Source organism: Pseudomonas sp. TH08, from assembly GCF_016651275.1.
Taxonomy (GTDB): Bacteria; Pseudomonadota; Gammaproteobacteria; order Pseudomonadales; family Pseudomonadaceae; genus Aquipseudomonas.
Genome location: NZ_JAEKEE010000001.1, coordinates 316847 through 334755, shown reverse-complemented (window position 1 = coordinate 334755; position 17909 = coordinate 316847). Strand labels below are relative to the sequence as shown.

At 59.6% G+C, this 17909-nt stretch carries 17 protein-coding genes; 8 read left to right on the top strand and 9 right to left on the bottom strand.

All coding sequences use genetic code 11. The annotated features are described in order from the left end of the window. Position 1: 1 nt before the first annotated feature. Positions 2–457: an Lrp/AsnC family transcriptional regulator gene (locus tag JFT91_RS01610; protein WP_201231413.1), complete on the bottom strand. Its 456-nt coding sequence runs from the start codon at positions 455–457 to the stop codon at positions 2–4. 163 nt (positions 458–620) lie between these two features. On the opposite strand from JFT91_RS01610, the gene yedA reads away from it, so the two are divergent. After that, entirely contained in the window at positions 621–1556 is a 936-nt protein-coding gene (yedA, locus tag JFT91_RS01605) for a drug/metabolite exporter YedA (protein ID WP_201228610.1), read from the top strand. Between the two features lie 65 nt (positions 1557–1621). Next, positions 1622–2959, top strand: a complete 1338-nt coding sequence (gene rhlE1, locus JFT91_RS01600; protein WP_201231412.1) for an RNA helicase RhlE1 — start codon at positions 1622–1624, stop codon at positions 2957–2959. Positions 2960–3064: 105 nt separating this feature from the next. On the opposite strand, the gene JFT91_RS01595 is transcribed toward rhlE1, so the two are convergent. Both JFT91_RS01595 and JFT91_RS01590 read right to left on the bottom strand, forming a co-directional pair. Continuing rightward, positions 3065–4303, bottom strand: coding sequence for a TIGR03862 family flavoprotein (locus JFT91_RS01595; RefSeq protein WP_201231411.1), 1239 nt, complete (start codon positions 4301–4303; stop codon positions 3065–3067). A gap of 256 nt (positions 4304–4559) precedes the next feature. After that, the gene (locus JFT91_RS01590) at positions 4560–5480 is read right to left on the bottom strand and encodes a histone deacetylase family protein (protein WP_201231410.1); all 921 of its coding nucleotides are present in this window, start codon (positions 5478–5480) and stop codon (positions 4560–4562) included. An 83-nt stretch (positions 5481–5563) separates the two neighbouring features. Here JFT91_RS01590 and JFT91_RS01585 point away from each other — a divergent pair, with 83 nt between their 5' ends. The 3 genes from JFT91_RS01585 to JFT91_RS01575 all read left to right on the top strand — a co-directional run bounded on the left by JFT91_RS01585 (position 5564) and on the right by JFT91_RS01575 (position 7698). Beyond that, positions 5564–6133, top strand: coding sequence for a GNAT family N-acetyltransferase (locus tag JFT91_RS01585; RefSeq protein WP_201228606.1), 570 nt, complete (start codon positions 5564–5566; stop codon positions 6131–6133). A gap of 105 nt (positions 6134–6238) precedes the next feature. Further along, the gene (gene tesB, locus JFT91_RS01580; protein ID WP_201228605.1) at positions 6239–7108 is read left to right on the top strand and encodes an acyl-CoA thioesterase II; all 870 of its coding nucleotides are present in this window, start codon (positions 6239–6241) and stop codon (positions 7106–7108) included. Beyond that, on the top strand, positions 7105–7698 hold the full coding sequence (locus JFT91_RS01575) for an HAD family hydrolase (RefSeq protein WP_201231409.1): 594 nt from the start codon (positions 7105–7107) through the stop codon (positions 7696–7698). The genes tesB and JFT91_RS01575 overlap by 4 nt, the downstream gene beginning before the upstream one ends. A gap of 143 nt (positions 7699–7841) precedes the next feature. On the opposite strand, the gene JFT91_RS01570 is transcribed toward JFT91_RS01575, so the two are convergent. The 3 genes from JFT91_RS01570 to ypfJ (JFT91_RS01560) form a co-directional block, all read right to left on the bottom strand. Further along, entirely contained in the window at positions 7842–8795 is a 954-nt protein-coding gene (locus JFT91_RS01570) for an alpha/beta hydrolase family protein (RefSeq protein WP_201231408.1), read from the bottom strand. Then, on the bottom strand, positions 8796–9683 hold the full coding sequence (gene ypfJ, locus JFT91_RS01565; RefSeq protein ID WP_201231407.1) for a KPN_02809 family neutral zinc metallopeptidase: 888 nt from the start codon (positions 9681–9683) through the stop codon (positions 8796–8798). Positions 9684–9994: 311 nt separating this feature from the next. Continuing rightward, entirely contained in the window at positions 9995–10855 is an 861-nt protein-coding gene (gene ypfJ, locus JFT91_RS01560; protein WP_201231406.1) for a KPN_02809 family neutral zinc metallopeptidase, read from the bottom strand. Between the two features lie 345 nt (positions 10856–11200). On the opposite strand from ypfJ (JFT91_RS01560), the gene JFT91_RS01555 reads away from it, so the two are divergent. Next, the gene (locus JFT91_RS01555) at positions 11201–12079 is read left to right on the top strand and encodes a DMT family transporter (RefSeq protein WP_201231405.1); all 879 of its coding nucleotides are present in this window, start codon (positions 11201–11203) and stop codon (positions 12077–12079) included. Between the two features lie 119 nt (positions 12080–12198). Here JFT91_RS01555 and JFT91_RS01550 read toward each other — a convergent pair whose 3' ends face one another. Continuing rightward, a complete protein-coding gene (locus JFT91_RS01550) occupies positions 12199–13536 on the bottom strand; it encodes an MFS transporter (RefSeq protein WP_201228594.1) in 1338 nt (445 codons plus the stop codon). A 269-nt stretch (positions 13537–13805) separates the two neighbouring features. Between JFT91_RS01550 and quiC the strand changes: the two genes are divergently transcribed. Then, the gene (quiC, locus tag JFT91_RS01545; RefSeq protein WP_201231404.1) at positions 13806–15707 is read left to right on the top strand and encodes a 3-dehydroshikimate dehydratase QuiC; all 1902 of its coding nucleotides are present in this window, start codon (positions 13806–13808) and stop codon (positions 15705–15707) included. 101 nt (positions 15708–15808) lie between these two features. Further along, entirely contained in the window at positions 15809–16486 is a 678-nt protein-coding gene (locus JFT91_RS01540; protein WP_201231403.1) for a TetR/AcrR family transcriptional regulator, read from the top strand. 116 nt (positions 16487–16602) lie between these two features. Here JFT91_RS01540 and JFT91_RS01535 read toward each other — a convergent pair whose 3' ends face one another. Further along, positions 16603–17457 carry a shikimate dehydrogenase gene (locus tag JFT91_RS01535; protein ID WP_201228591.1) on the bottom strand — a complete coding sequence of 285 codons (855 nt, stop codon included), beginning with the start codon at positions 17455–17457 and terminating at the stop codon, positions 16603–16605. After that, entirely contained in the window at positions 17454–17903 is a 450-nt protein-coding gene (gene aroQ, locus JFT91_RS01530; protein WP_201231402.1) for a type II 3-dehydroquinate dehydratase, read from the bottom strand. The genes JFT91_RS01535 and aroQ overlap by 4 nt, the downstream gene beginning before the upstream one ends. Positions 17904–17909: the final 6 nt, after the last annotated feature.

Here is a 17909-nt window from a genome sequence, read left to right as displayed (position 1 = left end):
CTCAGGATTTGCCGTTGTTTTCGATGTGGTCGAGCGGCACGCGTTTTTCGATGGCGCTGGACAGCACAATCGACGTCTTGCTGAAGCCGAATTTCGCCACGCGATTGATCAACTCCTCAAGCTCGGGCATCGAGCCCACCGCGCCTTTCATGATCACGCACGGATCGCCTGTTACTCGAAAACACTCGGTCAGCTGCGGAATTTTCACCAACTCGTCATACACCTTCTGACTGCCGTTCTGGTGCAGGCGCAACTCGATCACGCATTGGATCGGCAGCCCGATTTTCGACAGGTCGATTTTCGCCTCATACCCGGTAATCACCCCGGATGCCTCAAGCTTGGCCACCCGTTCGGCGACGGCCGGGGCGGACAGGTTCACTTTGCGCGCCAGATCGGCGTAGGACGCGCGGCCGTTTTCGAGCAGGGCGCTGAGCAGCATGCGGTCGTATTTATCCAAGGGAAACTTCCTGAAAATGCCAGACTTTCGAAATCGCGGTTTATTCCATCGATCTCCGTGATTTCCAAAGTGTACCGGCGTGATAAACAGGTTTTGTAGCTTATTTTTGCTCCCTGGCCTTTCTAGAATAATCTATTCACTGACGCTGATATTTGAGCTGCCCATGCCTGCCTTGCGCCGTTTTTCCTTACCGTTGATTGCTGCGTTTTTCGCGCTGTATGTGATTTGGGGATCGACCTACCTGGTGATTCGCCTCGGCGTCGAGTACTGGCCGCCGCTGATGCTTGGCGGGGTGCGCTTCGTCATCGCGGGCAGCCTGATGTACGCCTTCCTGCGCTGGCGCGGGGCGCCGGCGCCGACCTGGGCGCAGTGGAAAGCGGCGGGGATCATCGGGATTTTGCTGCTGAGTTTCGGTAATGGCGCCGTAAGTATCGCCGAGCATACCGGCGTGGCTTCGGGTGTGGCGGCGTTGGCGGTGGCGACGGTGCCGTTGTTCACCTTGCTGTTTGGTTATTTCTGGGGCGCGCGTAACACTCGTCTGGAGTGGGCCGGTGTCGGCTTGGGGATTATCGGCATCGCCATGCTCAACATGGGCTCCAACCTGCAATCGAGCCCGATGGGCGCGGCGTTGCTGATTTTTGCGGCGGCGACCTGGGCGTTCGGTTCTGTCTGGAGCAAGCACTTGCCGTTGCCGCAGGGGGCGATGGCCAGTGCTGTGGAAATGCTGGTTGGCGGCGTGGTGCTGCTGATCGGCAGTGCCGTGAGCGGCGAACACTTGCAAGCGCTGCCGCCCATCGAAGGCTGGCTGGCGCTGGCGTACCTGATCTTTTTCGGCTCGATCATCGCCTTCAACTCTTATATGTACCTGCTCAAGCATGTGCGTCCGGCCGCGGCGACCAGTTATGCCTACGTCAACCCGGCGGTGGCGGTGCTGCTCGGGATCGTGTTCGTTGGCGAGACCATCGGGATCGAAGAAGCGCTGGCGATGCTGGTGATCATCAGCGCCGTGGTGCTTATTGGCTTGCCGCAGTGGCGCCGGCCAGCACAGCCGCCAGTCGTGGCGCCGACAGCCGTTCCCACAGAAACGCGTACGAATTAGGGTAAACTGCGCGCAATTGCATCCTTGTTTTGCGCAACCGCGCTGATTTTTCCTACGGTACTTCCATGACTTTCGCCACCCTTGGCCTGATCGAACCCTTGCTGCGCTCCCTTGAGAAGCTCGGCTACCAGACCCCGACGCCGGTTCAGGCGCAAGCCATTCCGGCCGTGCTGGCCGGTCGTGACCTGATGGCAGCGGCCCAGACCGGCACTGGCAAAACCGCCGGTTTCGCCTTGCCGCTGTTGCAGTTGCTGGCGATGGAAGGCCCAAAAGTTACCGCGAATTCGGCGCGTGCGCTGATTCTGGTGCCGACTCGCGAGCTGGCCGAGCAGGTTCATGAGTCTGTGCGCCAGTACGCCGAAAACCTGCCGCTGCGCACTTATGCGGTTTACGGTGGTGTCAGCATCAACCCGCAGATGATGAAGCTGCGCGGCGGCGTCGATGTGCTGGTCGCTACGCCCGGTCGCTTGATTGACCTGTTCCGCCAGAACGCGCTGAAACTCGATCAGTTGCAAACTCTGGTGCTGGATGAAGCCGATCGTATGCTCGACCTGGGCTTCTCCGAAGAACTGGCGAACATCTACCGCATGCTGCCGAAAAAGCGCCAGACCCTGCTGTTCTCCGCGACCTTCTCCGATGACATCCGCTTGTTGGCCGGGCAGATGCTCAACGATCCATTGAGCATCGAAGTCAGCCCACGCAACGTCGCCGCCAACACCGTCAAACAGTGGGTGGTAACGGTAGACAAGAAGCGCAAGGCCGAACTGTTCGTGCACCTGATGCGCAAGAACAAGTGGAAGCAGGTGCTGGTGTTCGCCAAGACCCGCAACGGCGTCGATGCGCTGGTGGAAAAACTCCAAGGCCTGGGCGTCAACGCCGACGGTATCCATGGCGACAAACCGCAGGCCACTCGTCAGCGCGCGCTGGAACGTTTCAAGTTGAGTGAAGTGCAGATTCTGGTCGCCACCGACGTGGCTGCGCGTGGTCTGGATATCGAAGATTTGCCACTGGTGGTCAATTTCGATCTGCCGATCGTCGCGGAGGATTACATCCACCGCATCGGCCGTACTGGCCGTGCAGGTGCGACCGGTGAGGCGATCTCGCTGGTGTGTGCCGATGAAGTGAACATGTTGTCGGCGATTGAAATGCTGACGCGCCAGACCTTGAAGCGCCAGAACGAACCGGACTTCGAGCCCGAGCATCGCGTGCCGGACACCGATGCGACTGGTCAGGTGATCAAGAAGCCGAAGAAACCGAAGAAGCTGAAAACTTCGGGTGGGGGCGGCAAGCGTAACCTGGGCAAGTGGGTCGACAGCGGCGACACGCAGGCGCCAGAGCCTTCGATCAAGCCAGTGCGCAAAGTGCCGGTGTTCAACACTGGACCGCGTAAGCGTAAACCTTAATATTCGCTGCACCTGTAAGGCCGCTATCGCGAGCAGGCTCACACCTACATTGGAACGAATTTCCCTGTAGGAGTGAGCCTGCTCGCGAAGGGCGCAACGCGGTCTTCAGTCCTTGCGCAACCACTCCAGCATCCCAAAACCCGCCGCCCGGCCGCTGGCAAAACACCCCGTCAGCAGATAGCCGCCCGTCGGCGCTTCCCAATCCAGCATTTCCCCCGCACAGAACACCCCCGGCAACGCCTTGAGCATCAAGCGCTCATCCATCGCCTCGAACGTCACACCACCGGCACTGCTGATCGCTTCGTCCAATGGACGGCTTTTCACCAATGTCAGCGGTAGCGCCTTGATCGCCCGCGCCAACAGTGCCGGATCGGCGAAGGTCGCCGCATCGGTCAGCTCCCGCAACAGTGCCGCTTTCACCCCATCAATCCCGACCTGACTGTGCAAATGCTTGGCCATCGAACGCGAACCGCGCGGCTTACTCAGCGCTGCCTGCAATTTATCCACAGGCCGGCCGGGCAGCAGATCGATATGAATCGTTGCTGCACCGTGCACATTGATCGCCTCACGAATCGGCGCCGACAGTGCGTAAATCAGACTGCCCTCAATCCCGGTTGCGGTGATCACGCATTCGCCCAAACGCGGGATGTCGTCGTTCAAGCCAATGGCGATGTTTTTCAGCGGCGCCCCGGCGAATTTGCTGACCATCAGTTCGCTCCAGGCCTGCACTTCGAAGCCGCAATTACTCGGCTGCAAGGGCGCCAGTCCTACACCACGTTGCTCCAGCGCGAGCATCCACGCACCGTCCGAGCCCAGGCGCGACCAACTGCCGCCGCCGAGGGCGAGCAGGGTGGCGTCGGCCTGGATCGTTTTTTCGCCGTCCGGGCTGTCGATGCGCAACGCGCCGTGTTCATCCCAACCGAGCCAGCGGTGGCGGGTGTGGATAACGACGCCGCTGTCGCGCAGACGCTTGAGCCAGGCGCGCAGCAGCGGTGCGGCTTTCATGTCGGTGGGGAACACGCGGCCGGAGCTGCCGATGAAGGTTTCGATGCCCAGGTCATGAATCCATTTGCACAGCGCATCGGCATCAAAGTCGCGCAGCAGCGGGGCAATGTTCGGCGCGCGCTCGGCGTAGCGTGAGAGGAATGCCGGGTAGGCTTCGGAGTGGGTGATGTTCATGCCGCCGACCCCGGCCAACAGAAACTTGCGGCCTACCGAGGGCATGCCGTCGTACAGATCAACGCGAATTCCGGCCTGGCTCAGCACTTCAGCGGCCATCAGGCCAGCGGGGCCACCGCCGATGATGGCGACGTGAGCGGGGGAGGAGGCGGAGTTCTGGGTCATGGCGAGCGCTGCGGTATGGCGGGATAAGCCGCGCATTCTAACAGCCGGGATTCCTGTAGGAGCTGCCGCAGGCTGCGAACTTTTGCTGTTGATTTTTAGCAGCCAATCAAAAGATCGCAGCCTGCGGCAGCTCCTACACAGAGTTGGTTAAATATTAACCATAGTTCTGTACGCCATAGCCAGCATGGGCGGTAGACGCTTTCACTCAGGTTATCCACAGGCAGTTCCACAGCGATTGTGGGTAACGCAGCACAGCTCAATGACAACCGTGTGACTGCCATACCCGTTGCGCGCTGTGATGGAGGATGCCGTGGCGGCGGGCGAGGGCGTGCCGATCTTTGCTGTAGCCACCGCCGATCACGCCCATCACCGGGATGTCGCGGCCCAGGCAATGGCGCATCACCCGTTCATCGCGCGCGGCGACGCCTTCGTCGGTCAGCTGTAGATAACCGAGGGCGTCGTCCTTGTGCACGTCGACACCGGCGTCATACAGCACCAGATCCGGTTGATACAGCGGCAGCAAATAGTTGAGCGTGTCGTCCACGACCTTTAGATAGTCGGCATCGCCCATGCCTTTGGGCAGCGGAATGTCCCAGTCGCTTTCGGCTTTGCGTGCAGGAAAATTCTTCTCGCAGTGCAGGGAAACGGTAATCGCCTCCGGCGTGTCATGAAGAATTCGCGCCGTGCCGTCGCCCTGATGCACATCGCAATCGAAAATCAGCACCCGGTTGACCCGACCGCTTTGCAGCAGGTAATGGCTGATGATCGCCAGGTCATTGAAGATGCAGAACCCCGCCGGGTAGTCGTAATGCGCGTGATGGGTGCCCCCGGCCAGGTGACAGGCCAAACCGTGCTCCAGCGCTTTCTCGGCCGCCAGTATCGAACCGCCGACCGCGCGCACCGTGCGCCGCGCCAGCGCCTCGTTCCAGGGCAAGCCAAGACGCCGCTGGTCTTCGCGGGACAACTCGCCGCTCATGTAGCGTTCGATATACGCACGGTCATGGGCGAGGGCGAGGATGTCGTTGGGGCAGATTTCCGGACGCAGCAGATCGGCATCGCGGGTCAAACCGCTGTCGACCAGGTGATCGCGCAGCAGACGAAACTTGTCCATGGGAAAGCGGTGATCCGCCGGAAACTCGGGGCTGTAGTCTTCGTGGTAGATCAGCGGCAGTGGCATGGTGATTTCATGTAGGAAGCGTAGGAAAGAGTGAACGATCCTACCAGCGATGTAGACTTGCGGCATGGAAACGGAGGGGCACGATGGAGCCGATACTGGAACTGCAAAGCGCGCGCTTGCTGATGCGTCAGTGGCAGGACGAGGATTTGCCGGCATTTGCGGCGATGTGCGCCGATCCTCAAGTGATGCGCTACTTTCCGGCAGCGTTGAGCCGACTGGAAAGCGCTTCGGTGATCGGCCGCGTGCGCGGGCATTTTGCCGAGCACGGTTTCGGCTTGTGGGCGCTGGAACGCAAGGACAGCGGTGAATTCATCGGTTTCACCGGGCTTGGCGTGGTGGGTTTCGACGCGCCGTTCACCCCTGCAGTGGAAATCGGCTGGCGTCTGGCCAGGGAACATTGGGGTTTGGGTTATGCCAGTGAAGCGGCGTGGACAGCTTTGCGCGCAGGCTTTGATCGATTGGCCTTGAAAGAAATCGTGTCATTCACCGCGCAAAGCAATCTGCCTTCGGAGAAAGTCATGCAGGCGATCGGCATGCACCACGCTCCGGCCGATGATTTCGATCACCCGAAACTGGCCGTCGATCATCCGTTACGCAGGCATGTGCTGTACCGCATCACCCGGGAACAATGGCTGCAAACCTTGCATGGCTAAGCCGACATGGACGTTTACAATGGCGCGATAGTGGCTCGCGCCAGAACCTGAATCGGCCGCCGCAGCCAAGACTGCGCGGCATTGCGTTGTGTGAGGAGAGTCTGAATGAGCCAAGTGTTGGAAGATCTGGTCGACCTGCTGACCCTGGAACCGATCGAAGAAAACCTCTTCCGTGGCCGCAGCCAGGATCTGGGTTTTCGTCAGTTGTTCGGTGGTCAGGTACTCGGCCAGTCGTTGTCGGCGGCCAGTCAGACGGTTGAAGAAGCGCGCCATGTGCACTCGATGCACGGCTATTTTCTGCGTCCGGGCGACGCCAAGTTGCCGGTGGTGTATTCGGTTGATCGCGTGCGCGACGGCGGCAGTTTCAGCACCCGCCGCGTCACGGCGATCCAGAAGGGCAATCCGATCTTCACCTGCAGCGCTTCGTTCCAGTACGACGAAGAAGGCTTCGAGCACCAGAGCCAGATGCCCGTCGTGGTCGGTCCGGAAAACCTGCCCTCGGAGCTGGAACTGACCCAGCAACGCGCGCACCTGATCCCGGAACACATGCGCGAAAAACTGCTGTGCCCGAAACCGATCGAAGTGCGCCCGGTCACCGAAAAAGACCCGTACAACCCGCAACCGGCCGATCCGGTGAAGTACGTATGGTTCCGCGCCGATGGCGCTTTGGCCGACATTCCGGCACTGCACAAATACCTGCTGGCCTACGCCTCGGACTTCGGTCTGCTGACCACATCGATGTTGCCTCATGGCAAATCGGTCTGGCAGAAAGACATGCAGGTCGCCAGCCTCGATCACGCGCTGTGGTTTCACAACGACCTGCGCGCCGATGACTGGTTGCTGTACGCGATGGACAGTCCGTGGGCCGGCAATTCCCGAGGTTTCTCCCGTGGCAGCGTGTATAACCGCGCCGGGCAACTGGTGGCGTCGGTCACGCAGGAAGGCTTGATTCGTCATCGCAAGGATTGGGCATGAGCCTGGCCGACGTCCGCCATTGGGTGTTCGACATGGACGGCACACTGACCGTCGCCGTGCATGATTTTGCGGCGATTCGTGTGGCGCTTGCCATTCCGCCCGAGGACGACATTCTCACTCACCTCGCCGCGTTGCCCGCAGATGAAGCCGCCGCCAAGCACGCGTGGTTGCTGGAGCATGAACGCGATCTGGCGCTGGGTTCGACCCCGGCTACCGGGGCTGTGGAGCTGGTGCGTGATCTGCACTCACGCGGTTATCGCCTCGGCATTCTGACCCGCAATGCCCGAGAGCTGGCGCATGTGACGCTGGAGGCGATTGGTCTGGCGGACTGCTTTGCGGTGGAGGATGTCTTGGGGCGCGATGAAGCACCGCCGAAACCGCATCCCGGCGGTTTGCTGAAATTGGCAGACGCGTGGGCGGTGCCGGCCAGCGAGTTGGTGATGGTCGGTGATTACCGCTTTGATCTGGATTGCGGACGTGCGGCGGGGGCACGGACGGTGTTGGTGAATTTGCCGGATAACCCGTGGCCGGAGCTGACGGATTGGCATGCGCAGGATTGTGTCGAGTTGCGGCGGATGCTTTTGGCCTGAGAATTTTGTTGTCAGAAGGGGCGCCTTCGCGAGCAGGCTCGCTCCTACATTAGATCTCCTGTGCACAGAGATTTTGTGCAATGCGTAAATCCATTGTGGGAGCGAGCCTGCTCGCGAAAAGGCCCGCACAGTCGCCACAAAAATTACTGCTCGAACAGAGCCTTCTGCCCCTCCGGCGAGGTCAACATTCCATCGCCGTTATGCCCAACCCCGGGTACCTCGACCAGTCGTTGATTGACTCCTTCCGGATGGCGGCGCAGCAGGTAGCCGAAAAACAGCTTGCCGCGCTCCAAGCGATAAGCGCCTTGCGCTTCGGCTGAACAGCTCTTGTCCAGCGCCGGATGCTGGGGGTCGATATCCTGTTGCCCGAGTAAATAAATCACTTCGCGTTTGGTGTAACTGCTTTCCAGCTGCAACGGTGTTTGCCCGCCGGCATACACCGGCATGTCTGCCAGACCGTACTTCCAGCGATTGAAACCCGCGCACTTGGCATGATCGAACGCCACCGGTCGTTGCTCATTGAAGTACGCATAAGAAGACGGATTGGCTACCACATAACGCAAGCGGATGCCGTTGGCTTTAAGCGCCGGCTGATCCTTGGCGAGCAGGGCGTAACGCTGCACCACCTGGCCGCCGCCAGAGTGGCCGAAGATCACGATTTGCTTCACGTCGGGAAATTGTTTGCGATCACTGATGCGCGCAACGATTTCATCCAGCGCCGCATAGGAACTCAATGGATTCGGCCCTGTGGATAAACCGCCGCCCATCCATTCGTTGCCTTTCCAGCGCAGCAATGTTGCGGGCAAGGAATACAGGGCAACATCGCTTTCGTTGAGAAACTGCGGCGCGATCACCAGCGTGTGCGCGGTTTGTCCCGCCAGTTCGGCAGCGCTTTCGGCGCTTTTGCGATAGGTCTCGGCGTTACGCAACCGACCATGAATGACGATCAGCACGCGCTCGATCTTCTCGGGCGCGGGGCCGATGCCCACCGCCATTTCGCCAGCCTTGAATTGCAAGCGACCGGAGCTGATCGCGTCGACGCCGGCCGCTTGCGCGGTGCTGCCAATGATCAGTAACGCCAAAAGCCATTTATGCATTTACAGGTTTTTCGCCGCGAAGGTATCGCACTGGCCAACCTGGCCCTGCGCGAATCCGGTTTTGAACCAGCGCACCCTTTGCGCCGACGTACCGTGGGTAAACGAGTCTGGCACCACACGGCCCTGACCCTGTTGTTGCAAGCGATCATCGCCGATGGCATTGGCGGCGTTCAAGGCTTCTTCGATGTCGCCCGGTTCCAGCCAGTTCAGACGCTTCTGCGCGTGATAGGCCCAGACGCCAGCCAGGCAGTCGGCCTGCAATTCCTGACGCACCAGTAGACCACCGTCGCCTTCCATCTGCCGGCCCTGCTGGCGGGCTGTCTGAATTTTCGCCGAGACGCCAAGAAGCGTCTGCACATGGTGTCCGACTTCGTGCGCGATCACGTAGGCCTGCGCGAAATCGCCCGCCGCTTTGAAGCGTTGGGCCATTTCCTGGAAGAACGCCATGTCCAGATAGACCTTCTGATCTGCCGGGCAGTAGAACGGGCCGGTGGCGGAAGTCGCCAGGCCGCAGGCCGAATTCACCCGATTGCTGAACAGCACCAGCGTCGGATCTTTATATTGCCGGCCGGCCTGCTGGAAAATTGCGCCCCAGGTGTCTTCGGTATCGCCGAGGATCGAACGGACGAATTCCGCCTGTTCATCATTGGCCGGCGGTGCCTGGCGGGTTTGCGAGGTCGGCGCCGTTTGCTGGCCCACTTGCCCGGTCAGTTGGCCGAGGATCTGCAATGGATCCTGTCCGGTGATCCAGCCAATCCCGACGATCAGCAGGATGGCCCCCAGGCTCAGGCCTTTGCCCCCGCCGAAGCGCATGCCGCCGCCACCGCCGGCATCATCACCACGCGCATCGACGACGTTGTCACTGCGTCGGCCTTTTTTCCATAGCATGCGGGAATCCTCTATTTGTACGGTAAAGAGTTACGTGGTGATGAGTGTTGCTGGTGCGCGGTCACGGCGCCAGTCCGGTCGTCAGACACCTGAACGGCCCCGACGGTTCGATGGCCAGTCAAGGATCATGTGCCCGACGTGAACTATAACGGTGTGCCGTCAGGCCTGCTGTTTTTCATGTGCTTCACTTCCAGCGATTGAAACCCGTGAATCGCGTGTGATTGAACGTCACGGGTCGCTGTTCATTGAACCAGTTGCACGAGTAACCACTCACGACCACATGACGCAGGTGGCAAAAGCCATTTATGCATTTACAGATTCTTCGCCGCGAAGGTGTCGCACTGGCCAACCTGGCCCTGCGCGAATCCGGTGTTGAACCAGCTCACCCTTTGCTCGGCGGTGCCGTGAGTAAACGAGTTCGGATCTACATCCTCATCCAGCAGGAGATCATCACCGCCGTCGAAGGCGGCGTCCAAGGCTTCTTCGATATCATCGGGCTCCAGCCAGTTCAGACGCTGCTGAGCGTTGAAGGCCCAGACTCCGGCCAGGCAGTCGGCCTGCAATTCCAGGCGCACATCGAGTCCACTCTCGCCGACGACAGTCTCCCCGCGCGCTTTAGCCTCATTTATTTTTTTGTGGCTTCCCAAAAAGTTCTGGACGTGGTGTCCGACTTCATGAGCGATGATGTAGGCCTGCGCGAAGTCGTTGACGGTTGAGGGGGTTGTCGTCTGTTCATCTAGCCAGCGCAGATCAATATAGATTTGCTGATCAGTGGGGCAATAGACCGCACCGTGCTTTTGCGCGTCTACTACACCGCAGGCCGAGGGTTTTTTTTCGTTGTATAACACCAGAGTCGGTGGGGAATATGCCTGACCTGACTCGGCGAAAAACTCAGTCCATACCTCTTCGGTACTTCCCAGTACCGCCTCGATGAATACGCGATGCGGATCGTCTTTTAAAAGGGCGGCGATCTCTGCGTCGTGCTGCGCCTTGACTACGGCCGCCGCCGCAGGACCGACGGTAGTTTCAAGCGCTGCCCAGTACCCTCCGTAGGCGACCGCAAGGGAGGCAATCAGCCCTGTGGCCAAGGCTATCCCTGTCGCGCTACGGCGCTCCTTTTGCTTTCGCTGATCGTCCACGTTGTTGCTGCGTTCAGATTTGTTCCATAACATTTTGCTTATCTCTCATAGGTTTATGGGCGTTTATTGCCCGGCCTATGAATATCCGCATGTGGAGGGTGTTGCAGGCGCAATGTGTAAGAGCGCGTAAGCCACTTTCGGCTGATGAAATAAATGTCGTTCTTTTCAGTATTAACTTGTCGAAAATGACTACGTCCGGATGTAATCCGGGCAGGGCTTCTTTATGCGCTCAGGAAACCTTCCAGCCATCGCCCCGGAAGTGTCCGAAGTGTTGTGATCGAATGAAGCTGTGCGCTGTTCGCCCGGTATTTCGAATGTTGTCTGTAAGAGCCAGAACTCCGGCTCTAGATTGTTGCGCAGTATTTACAGGGAGGTCCCATGACCGTCAGCACACCGTTATCCGGAATAAACCAACCCTTCAAGGGGATCTTGCTGATCGTCGTGGCAACCTTCCTGTTCTCCAGCCATGACGCACTGTCGAAATACCTGTCCGGTTTCTATCCGATCGTGATGGTGGTCTGGGCGCGTTATCTGGTGCACACGTTATTGATGGCGGGAATTTTTCTGCCGCAGTCGGGGTTGCGCGTCCTGCGCACCAAGAAGCCTTTATGGCAGTTGACCCGAGCACTTTGCCTACTGGGCACCAGCCTGTTTTTCACCACGGCGCTGCTGTACATCCCGTTGGCGGAAGCCACGGCGGTCAACTTTCTTGCGCCGGTTTTGGTGACGGCATTGTCAGTGCCGCTGCTCAAGGAACGGGTGACACGCGGCCAATGGATCGCGGTGATTTGTGGCTTTATCGGTGTGCTGATCATCGTCCATCCGGGCGGTGAACTGTTCACTCCAGCGGTGCTTTTGCCGTTCTGCTCGGCGTTGTTTTTCTGCTTTTATCAGTTGCTCACGCGAAAACTGGCGGAGGTGGACAGCCCGACCACCAGCAACTTTTTCGCCGGGCTGTGCAACACGTTGGTGATGAGCGCGCTGGTGCCGTTCTTCTGGCAGGTGCCAACGCTCAATCACGCCGTGCTGATGCTGGCGCTGGGCAGTTGCGGGATGACCGCGCATTTGTTTCTGACCCAGGCGTTCCGGCATGCCGCACCGGCATTGCTGGCGCCGTTCGGTTATTGCCAGATCGTCTTTGCGGGGTTGTTGGGTTGGTTGCTGTTCAATCACACGCCGAGTCTGTTGACGATCATCGGCATTGCGGTGATTTGTTGCAGCGGCCTGGCGGCGGCGTGGCAGCAGAGCCGCCGCTGAAGGAATCCACACGCTTTTTTGCCGAATACAAAACCCTGTAGGAGCTGCGGCACGCTGCGATCTTTTGATCTTCAGCATCAAGATCAAAAGATCGCAGCGTGCCGCAGCTCCTACAGGGTTTATTCGGTGACGGTCGGGATTTTGCGCGGGGCCATGAAGTACATCCACGTCAGCGCAATGAAGTACATCGCCGGGATCAGGGTGAACAACACGGTGTAGTTGTTGTTGGTGACGGTGAGGATGTGGCCGACGATCTGGGTCATGAACATCCCGCCAATCGCCGCACACATGCCGCCGAAACCGAACACCGTACTCATCATGTGCTTGGGCGTGTAGTCCATCACCAGGCTCCAGATGTTCGCCGTCCATGCCTGATGCGCGCCGATGGCCAGGGAGATGGCGGCTACGGCGACCCACAGGTTCGCGGAGCCGGCGGCCATGACCACGCCGATGATGCAGCAGGCAAACAGGAACATCGACAGCAACCGCGCTTTGATCGAGTTCATCCCGCGACCGATCAGGAACGAAGACAGAATGCCGCCACCGACACTGCCGAAATCGGCGGTGACGTAGATGATGATCAGCGGAATGCCCATCTGGGTGACGTTGATGCCCAGGTTGTATTGCTGATTGAGGAACGGCGGCAGCCAGTACAGGTAGAACCAGAACACCGGTGCAGTCAGCGAGTAGGCGAGGGCAAAGGCCCAGGTGCCGCGCATGCGGAGGATTTTCGAGAACGGCACGCGGGCCTGTTCCGGTTCGACTTCCTGCTGGATGTAATCGAGCTCCGATTGTTTAACGCTCGGGTGATCTTCCGGGTTGAAGTACTTCAAGCCCCAGAACAACAGCCAGATCCCGCCCAGTGCCGACATGCACAGGAACGCCGCCTGCCAGCCCCAGACGTGGAGCACCAATGGCAGCAACATTGGCGTGAACATCGCGCCAACGTTGGTGCCAGCGTTGAAGATGCCGGTGGCCACGGCGCGTTCGCCGGCCGGGAACCACAGGCGCGTGGTTTTCACGCAGGCCGGGTAGTTGGCGGCTTCAGTCAGGCCAAGGATGAATCGGCAGACCATGAAGCCGACCGCCGATGTCGCCAGGCCGTGGGCACCGGTGGCCAGGCTCCAGAGCAGGACGGCGCAGAAGAACACGCGCTTGACGCCGACCCGGTCAATCAACCGCCCTTGCAGGACGAAACCGATCGCGTAACCGACCTGAAACCAGAAGTTGATGTTGGCGTAATCCATCGCCGTCCAGCTCATTTCCTTGGCGAGGATTGGCTGCATGACGCCGAGTGCGGCGCGGTCGATGTAGTTCAGGGTGGTGGCGAAAAACACCAGTGCCAGCATGCCCCAACGGGTTTTGCCGACCGCCATGGCGCCGCGGATCTTGTCGCCGATGCCACCCGTGGCAGTGCTCATGGCCGGGGCCATGCGGGAAGTCTGTGAAGGAATCATGTGTTCCACCCGTTTTTGGATTTTTTATTTGGTGTGCTTTTTTCGTGCACGCTGCGACCGGTGGTTCAGATCCGGACTCAATGTGCAGTCGATGGTGGGCAGCGGACGAAAAATCGTCAATTCGCCAAAACGCCATTGTGTTCGATAATCGCACGCAAAACTAACCGGCTAGTACACTTTAAATTGCTGCCGCGTTCGATGCAGCCAATAATTTCCCCACTATAAAAACGATCCCCCGCCATACAGCCGCGCAGTCCGGGAGTTGAAGCATGCAGCGTTCCATTGCCACCGTTTCCTTGAGCGGCACCCTGCCGGAAAAACTCGAAGCCATCGCCGCCGCCGGGTTCGACGGGGTGGAGATTTTCGAAAACGATCTCCTGTACTACGACGGCAGTCCGCGGGAAATCAAACAGATGTGCGCCGATCTCGGCATCGCCATCACTCTGTTTCAGCCGTTCCGCGATTTCGAAGGCTGCCGCCGTGATCGCCTGGCGCGCAACCTGGAACGTGCCGAGCGCAAGTTCGACCTGATGCAGGAACTGGGCACCGATCTGGTGCTGGTGTGCAGCAATGCTTCGGCGGACAGCGTCGGCGATCAGCAAATCCTCATCGATGACCTGCACCTGCTGGCCGAACACGCCGGCGCGCGCGGCTTGCGCATTGGTTACGAGGCGCTGGCCTGGGGCCGCCACGTGAATACTTATCAACAGGTCTGGGACATCGTCCGTCAGGCCGATCACCCGAGCCTTGGCGTGCTGCTCGACAGTTTTCATACCCTGTCGCTGAAGGGCGATCCGCGTGCGATTGCCGACATCCCCGGCGATAAAATCTTCTTTGTGCAAATGGCCGACGCGCCGATTCTGGCGATGGATGTGCTGGAGTGGAGCCGGCATTTCCGCTGCTTCCCGGGGCAGGGTGAATTCGATCTGCCGGGGTTCCTCGCGCCGATCATTCAGAGTGGTTACACCGGGCCGCTGTCGCTGGAAATCTTCAACGACGGCTTCCGTGCGGCGCCGCCACGGGCCAATGCCGCTGACGGTTTGCGTTCGCTGCTGTATCTGGAAGAGAAGACCCGCCAGCGTCTGGAGCAGGACAGCCAACCTGTGGCGAACCGTGAAATCCTTTTCGAAACGCCGAAAGCCAGTGAATACAACGGCATCGAATTTCTCGAGTTTGCCGTCGATGAAGCGCTTGGCGCGAAGCTCAGCCATTGGCTGGAACGTTTGGGTTTCGTCAAGGCCGGGCAGCACCGCTCCAAGAGCGTCAGCCTGTTGCGCCAGGGCGATATCAACCTGATCCTCAACTCCGAACCCTATTCGTTTGCCCACAGTTTTTTCGAGGCTCACGGCCCATCGCTGTGTGCGACGGCTGTGCGAGTCAAGGACAGCGCCAGTGCGCTGGCCCGTGCCGTCGCTTACAAAGGGCAGCCCTATCGTGGATTGGTCGGCCCTAATGAACTGGAACTGGCGGCCGTGCGCGCGCCGGACGGCAGCCTGATTTATCTGGTGGATGAACAGGCCGATGTCTACGGCACCGATTTCAACCTGCTGACAAACGCGACGGCCCGTGGCGGCCTGAAGCGCATCGACCACATGGCCATGGCGCTGCCCGCCGACAGCCTAGACAGTTGGGTGCTGTTCTATAAAAGCCTGCTGGATTTCGAGGCCGACGACGAAGTAGTGCTGCCCGACCCGTACGGTCTGGTGAAGAGCCGCGCGTTGCGCAGCCGCGACAGTTCGATCCGGTTGCCGCTGAACATCTCAGAGAACCGCAACACTGCGATCTCCCACGCCTTGTCGAGTTATCACGGTTCTGGTGTGCATCACATCGCCTTCGATTGCGACGACATCTTCGCTGAAGTCAGTCGCGCCAAAGAGGCCGGAGTGCCGCTGCTGGATATCCCGCTCAACTATTACGACGACCTCGCCGCACGTTTCGATTTCGACGACGAATTCCTCAGCGAACTGGCGTATTACAACGTGCTCTACGACCGTGACGCGCAGGGCGGTGAGTTGTTCCACGTCTACACCGAGCCGTTCGAAGGACGCTTTTTCTTCGAGATCATCCAGCGTAAAAACGGTTATGCCGGTTATGGTGCGGCGAACGTCGCCGTACGTCTGGCAGCGATGGCCAAATCACGCAGTGGCGCCGTTCGCCAGGCTAAGTTGTAGGGAATTCGTAAACGCGGGATTAAACACGGGCTGCGCGGCTTCCTTCACTGTGCCGCGCGGCTCATAATCGCCGCCTGTGCAGTGATGGCCGTGAGCCCGCAATGACAATGATCCCAGAACTCCCCGCAGCTTCCGTCGTACCAGCGGTAGAGCCGCGCAAGAGTCGCAAGAACAACCCGGAAAAGACCCGCGAGAACATCCTGCAGGAGGCGATCGTCGAATTCGTCCAGCAGGGTTTGTCCGGTGCCCGCGTCGACGCGATCGCCGAGCGTATCCATACCTCAAAACGCATGATCTATTACTACTTCGGCAGTAAGGAACAGTTGTACGTCGAGGTGTTGGAGAAGCTTTACGGTGATATCCGCAGCACCGAAAACCGACTGCACCTCGACGAACTGTCGCCGGTGGTGGCGATTCGGCGGTTGGTGGAGTTCACCTTCGATCACCACGACCGCAACGTCGATTTCGTGCGCATCGTCAGCATCGAAAATATCCACAACGCCGAATACGTGAAGCGTTCCGACGCGATCAAGGCGATGAACAACACCATCCTCGATTCACTGGGCGAGATTCTGCGTCGCGGTGTCGAGGAGGGAGTATTCCGCAGCGGGCTGGATGCTCTGGACGTGCATTTGCTGATCAGCTCGTTCTGCTTCTATCGCGTGTCGAACCGGCATACGTTTGGCGAGATTTTTCAGATCGATCTGCCGGATGAAAGCATCAAGCAGCGGCATCGCGAGATGATCTGCGAGTCGGTGTTGCGCTACCTGCAAGCCTGACACTGAACCCCTGTAGGAGTGAGCCTGCTCGCGATAGCGGTGTGTCAGGCAACTAATGTGTTGGCTGACAGGACGCCATCGCGAGCAGGCTCACTCCTACAGGGAAGCAAATTGTTTCACCCGTTCATGCTTTGAAAATGCGCGAGCATCCGCTGTGCATCCGGCACCACGCCGCTGAACAGTTCGAACGCCTTCACTGCCTGGAACACCGCCATGTTGCCGCCGTCCAGCGTGCGGCAACCCAAGGCACGGGCGTTGCGCAGCAGTTCGGTTTCCAGCGGGAAATACACAATCTCCGCGACCCACAATTCCTTGCGCAGCAACTCGACCGGCACCGGCATGCCCGGCAGTTTGGCCATGCCCATCGGCGTAGTGTTCACCAGACCATCTGCCTGGTTCAGCGTACTCGGCAGATCTCGGCCGGCCACCGCGCGACCGAAGCCGAAATGCTGATTGAGATTGTTCGCCAGACTCTCGGCGCGGTCGCTGTCGACGTCGAAAATGCTCAACTGCTGTACGCCTTCGCTCAACAGGGCGTGGGCCACTGCCGCGCCCGCACCACCGGCGCCCATCTGCACCACACGCTCACGGGCGGCGTCCTGCAAGCCTCGGCGAAAACCCTCGGCGAAACCGAGGCAATCGGTGTTGTGACCGACACGTTTGCCGTCCTTCAATACCACGGTGTTTACCGCGCCGATGCCCTTGGCTTCCGGGGACAATTCATCCAGCAACGGCATGATGGCCTGCTTGCACGGAAACGTAATGTTCAGTCCGGTGTAATTCATGCGCTCCGCCGCCAGCAGCAGATCGGGCAGGGCGGTGGTGTCCATTTTCAGCTGATCCAGATCGATCAATCGATACAGGTAGCGCATGCCCTGTGCATCACCCTCGTGCTCGTGCAGCGCTGGCGTGCGCGAGGCCTGAATGCCAGCACCGATCAGCCCGGCCAGTATCACGTTGTGGCGACTCATGCTGTTTGCCCCTTCAGCCGCTGGCTGAAATGTTCCAGGGCCAGACGATAGCCATGGCTGCCGAACCCGCACATCACTGCTGTGGCGATGGCCGAGACGAACGAGTGATGCCGGAACGGCTCGCGTGCATGGACGTTCGACAGGTGCACTTCGATCACCGGCAATTCACTGGCGACCAAGGCATCGCGAATGGCTACCGAGGTGTGCGTCCACGCGGCCGGGTTGATCACGATCCCGGCGCAACGACCGCGAGCAGCGTGAATCCAGTCGAGCAGTTCGCCTTCGTGATTGGTCTGGCGAAATTCCATGGCCAGGCCGAATTCTTCGGCCGCGCGACCGCACAGTGCAGAGATGTCCGCCAGGGTTTCGTGACCGTAAGTCGCCGGCTCTCGAGTGCCGAGCAGGTTCAGGTTCGGGCCGTTGAGCACCAGAACGATAGGGGGCATGAGGGG

Coding starts and splice junctions, on each gene's coding strand:
- yedA (WP_201228610.1), top strand. CDS start 621: ATGCCTGCCTTGCGCCGTTTTTCCTTACCGTTGATTGCTGCGTTTTTC.
- rhlE1 (WP_201231412.1), top strand. CDS start 1,622: ATGACTTTCGCCACCCTTGGCCTGATCGAACCCTTGCTGCGCTCCCTT.
- JFT91_RS01595 (WP_201231411.1), bottom strand. CDS start 4,303: ATGACCCAGAACTCCGCCTCCTCCCCCGCTCACGTCGCCATCATCGGC.
- JFT91_RS01590 (WP_201231410.1), bottom strand. CDS start 5,480: ATGCCACTGCCGCTGATCTACCACGAAGACTACAGCCCCGAGTTTCCG.
- JFT91_RS01585 (WP_201228606.1), top strand. CDS start 5,564: ATGGAGCCGATACTGGAACTGCAAAGCGCGCGCTTGCTGATGCGTCAG.
- tesB (WP_201228605.1), top strand. CDS start 6,239: ATGAGCCAAGTGTTGGAAGATCTGGTCGACCTGCTGACCCTGGAACCG.
- JFT91_RS01575 (WP_201231409.1), top strand. CDS start 7,105: ATGAGCCTGGCCGACGTCCGCCATTGGGTGTTCGACATGGACGGCACA.
- JFT91_RS01570 (WP_201231408.1), bottom strand. CDS start 8,795: ATGCATAAATGGCTTTTGGCGTTACTGATCATTGGCAGCACCGCGCAA.
- ypfJ (WP_201231407.1), bottom strand. CDS start 9,683: ATGCTATGGAAAAAAGGCCGACGCAGTGACAACGTCGTCGATGCGCGT.
- ypfJ (WP_201231406.1), bottom strand. CDS start 10,855: ATGTTATGGAACAAATCTGAACGCAGCAACAACGTGGACGATCAGCGA.
- JFT91_RS01555 (WP_201231405.1), top strand. CDS start 11,201: ATGACCGTCAGCACACCGTTATCCGGAATAAACCAACCCTTCAAGGGG.
- JFT91_RS01550 (WP_201228594.1), bottom strand. CDS start 13,536: ATGATTCCTTCACAGACTTCCCGCATGGCCCCGGCCATGAGCACTGCC.
- quiC (WP_201231404.1), top strand. CDS start 13,806: ATGCAGCGTTCCATTGCCACCGTTTCCTTGAGCGGCACCCTGCCGGAA.
- JFT91_RS01540 (WP_201231403.1), top strand. CDS start 15,809: ATGACAATGATCCCAGAACTCCCCGCAGCTTCCGTCGTACCAGCGGTA.
- JFT91_RS01535 (WP_201228591.1), bottom strand. CDS start 17,457: ATGAGTCGCCACAACGTGATACTGGCCGGGCTGATCGGTGCTGGCATT.
- aroQ (WP_201231402.1), bottom strand. CDS start 17,903: ATGCCCCCTATCGTTCTGGTGCTCAACGGCCCGAACCTGAACCTGCTC.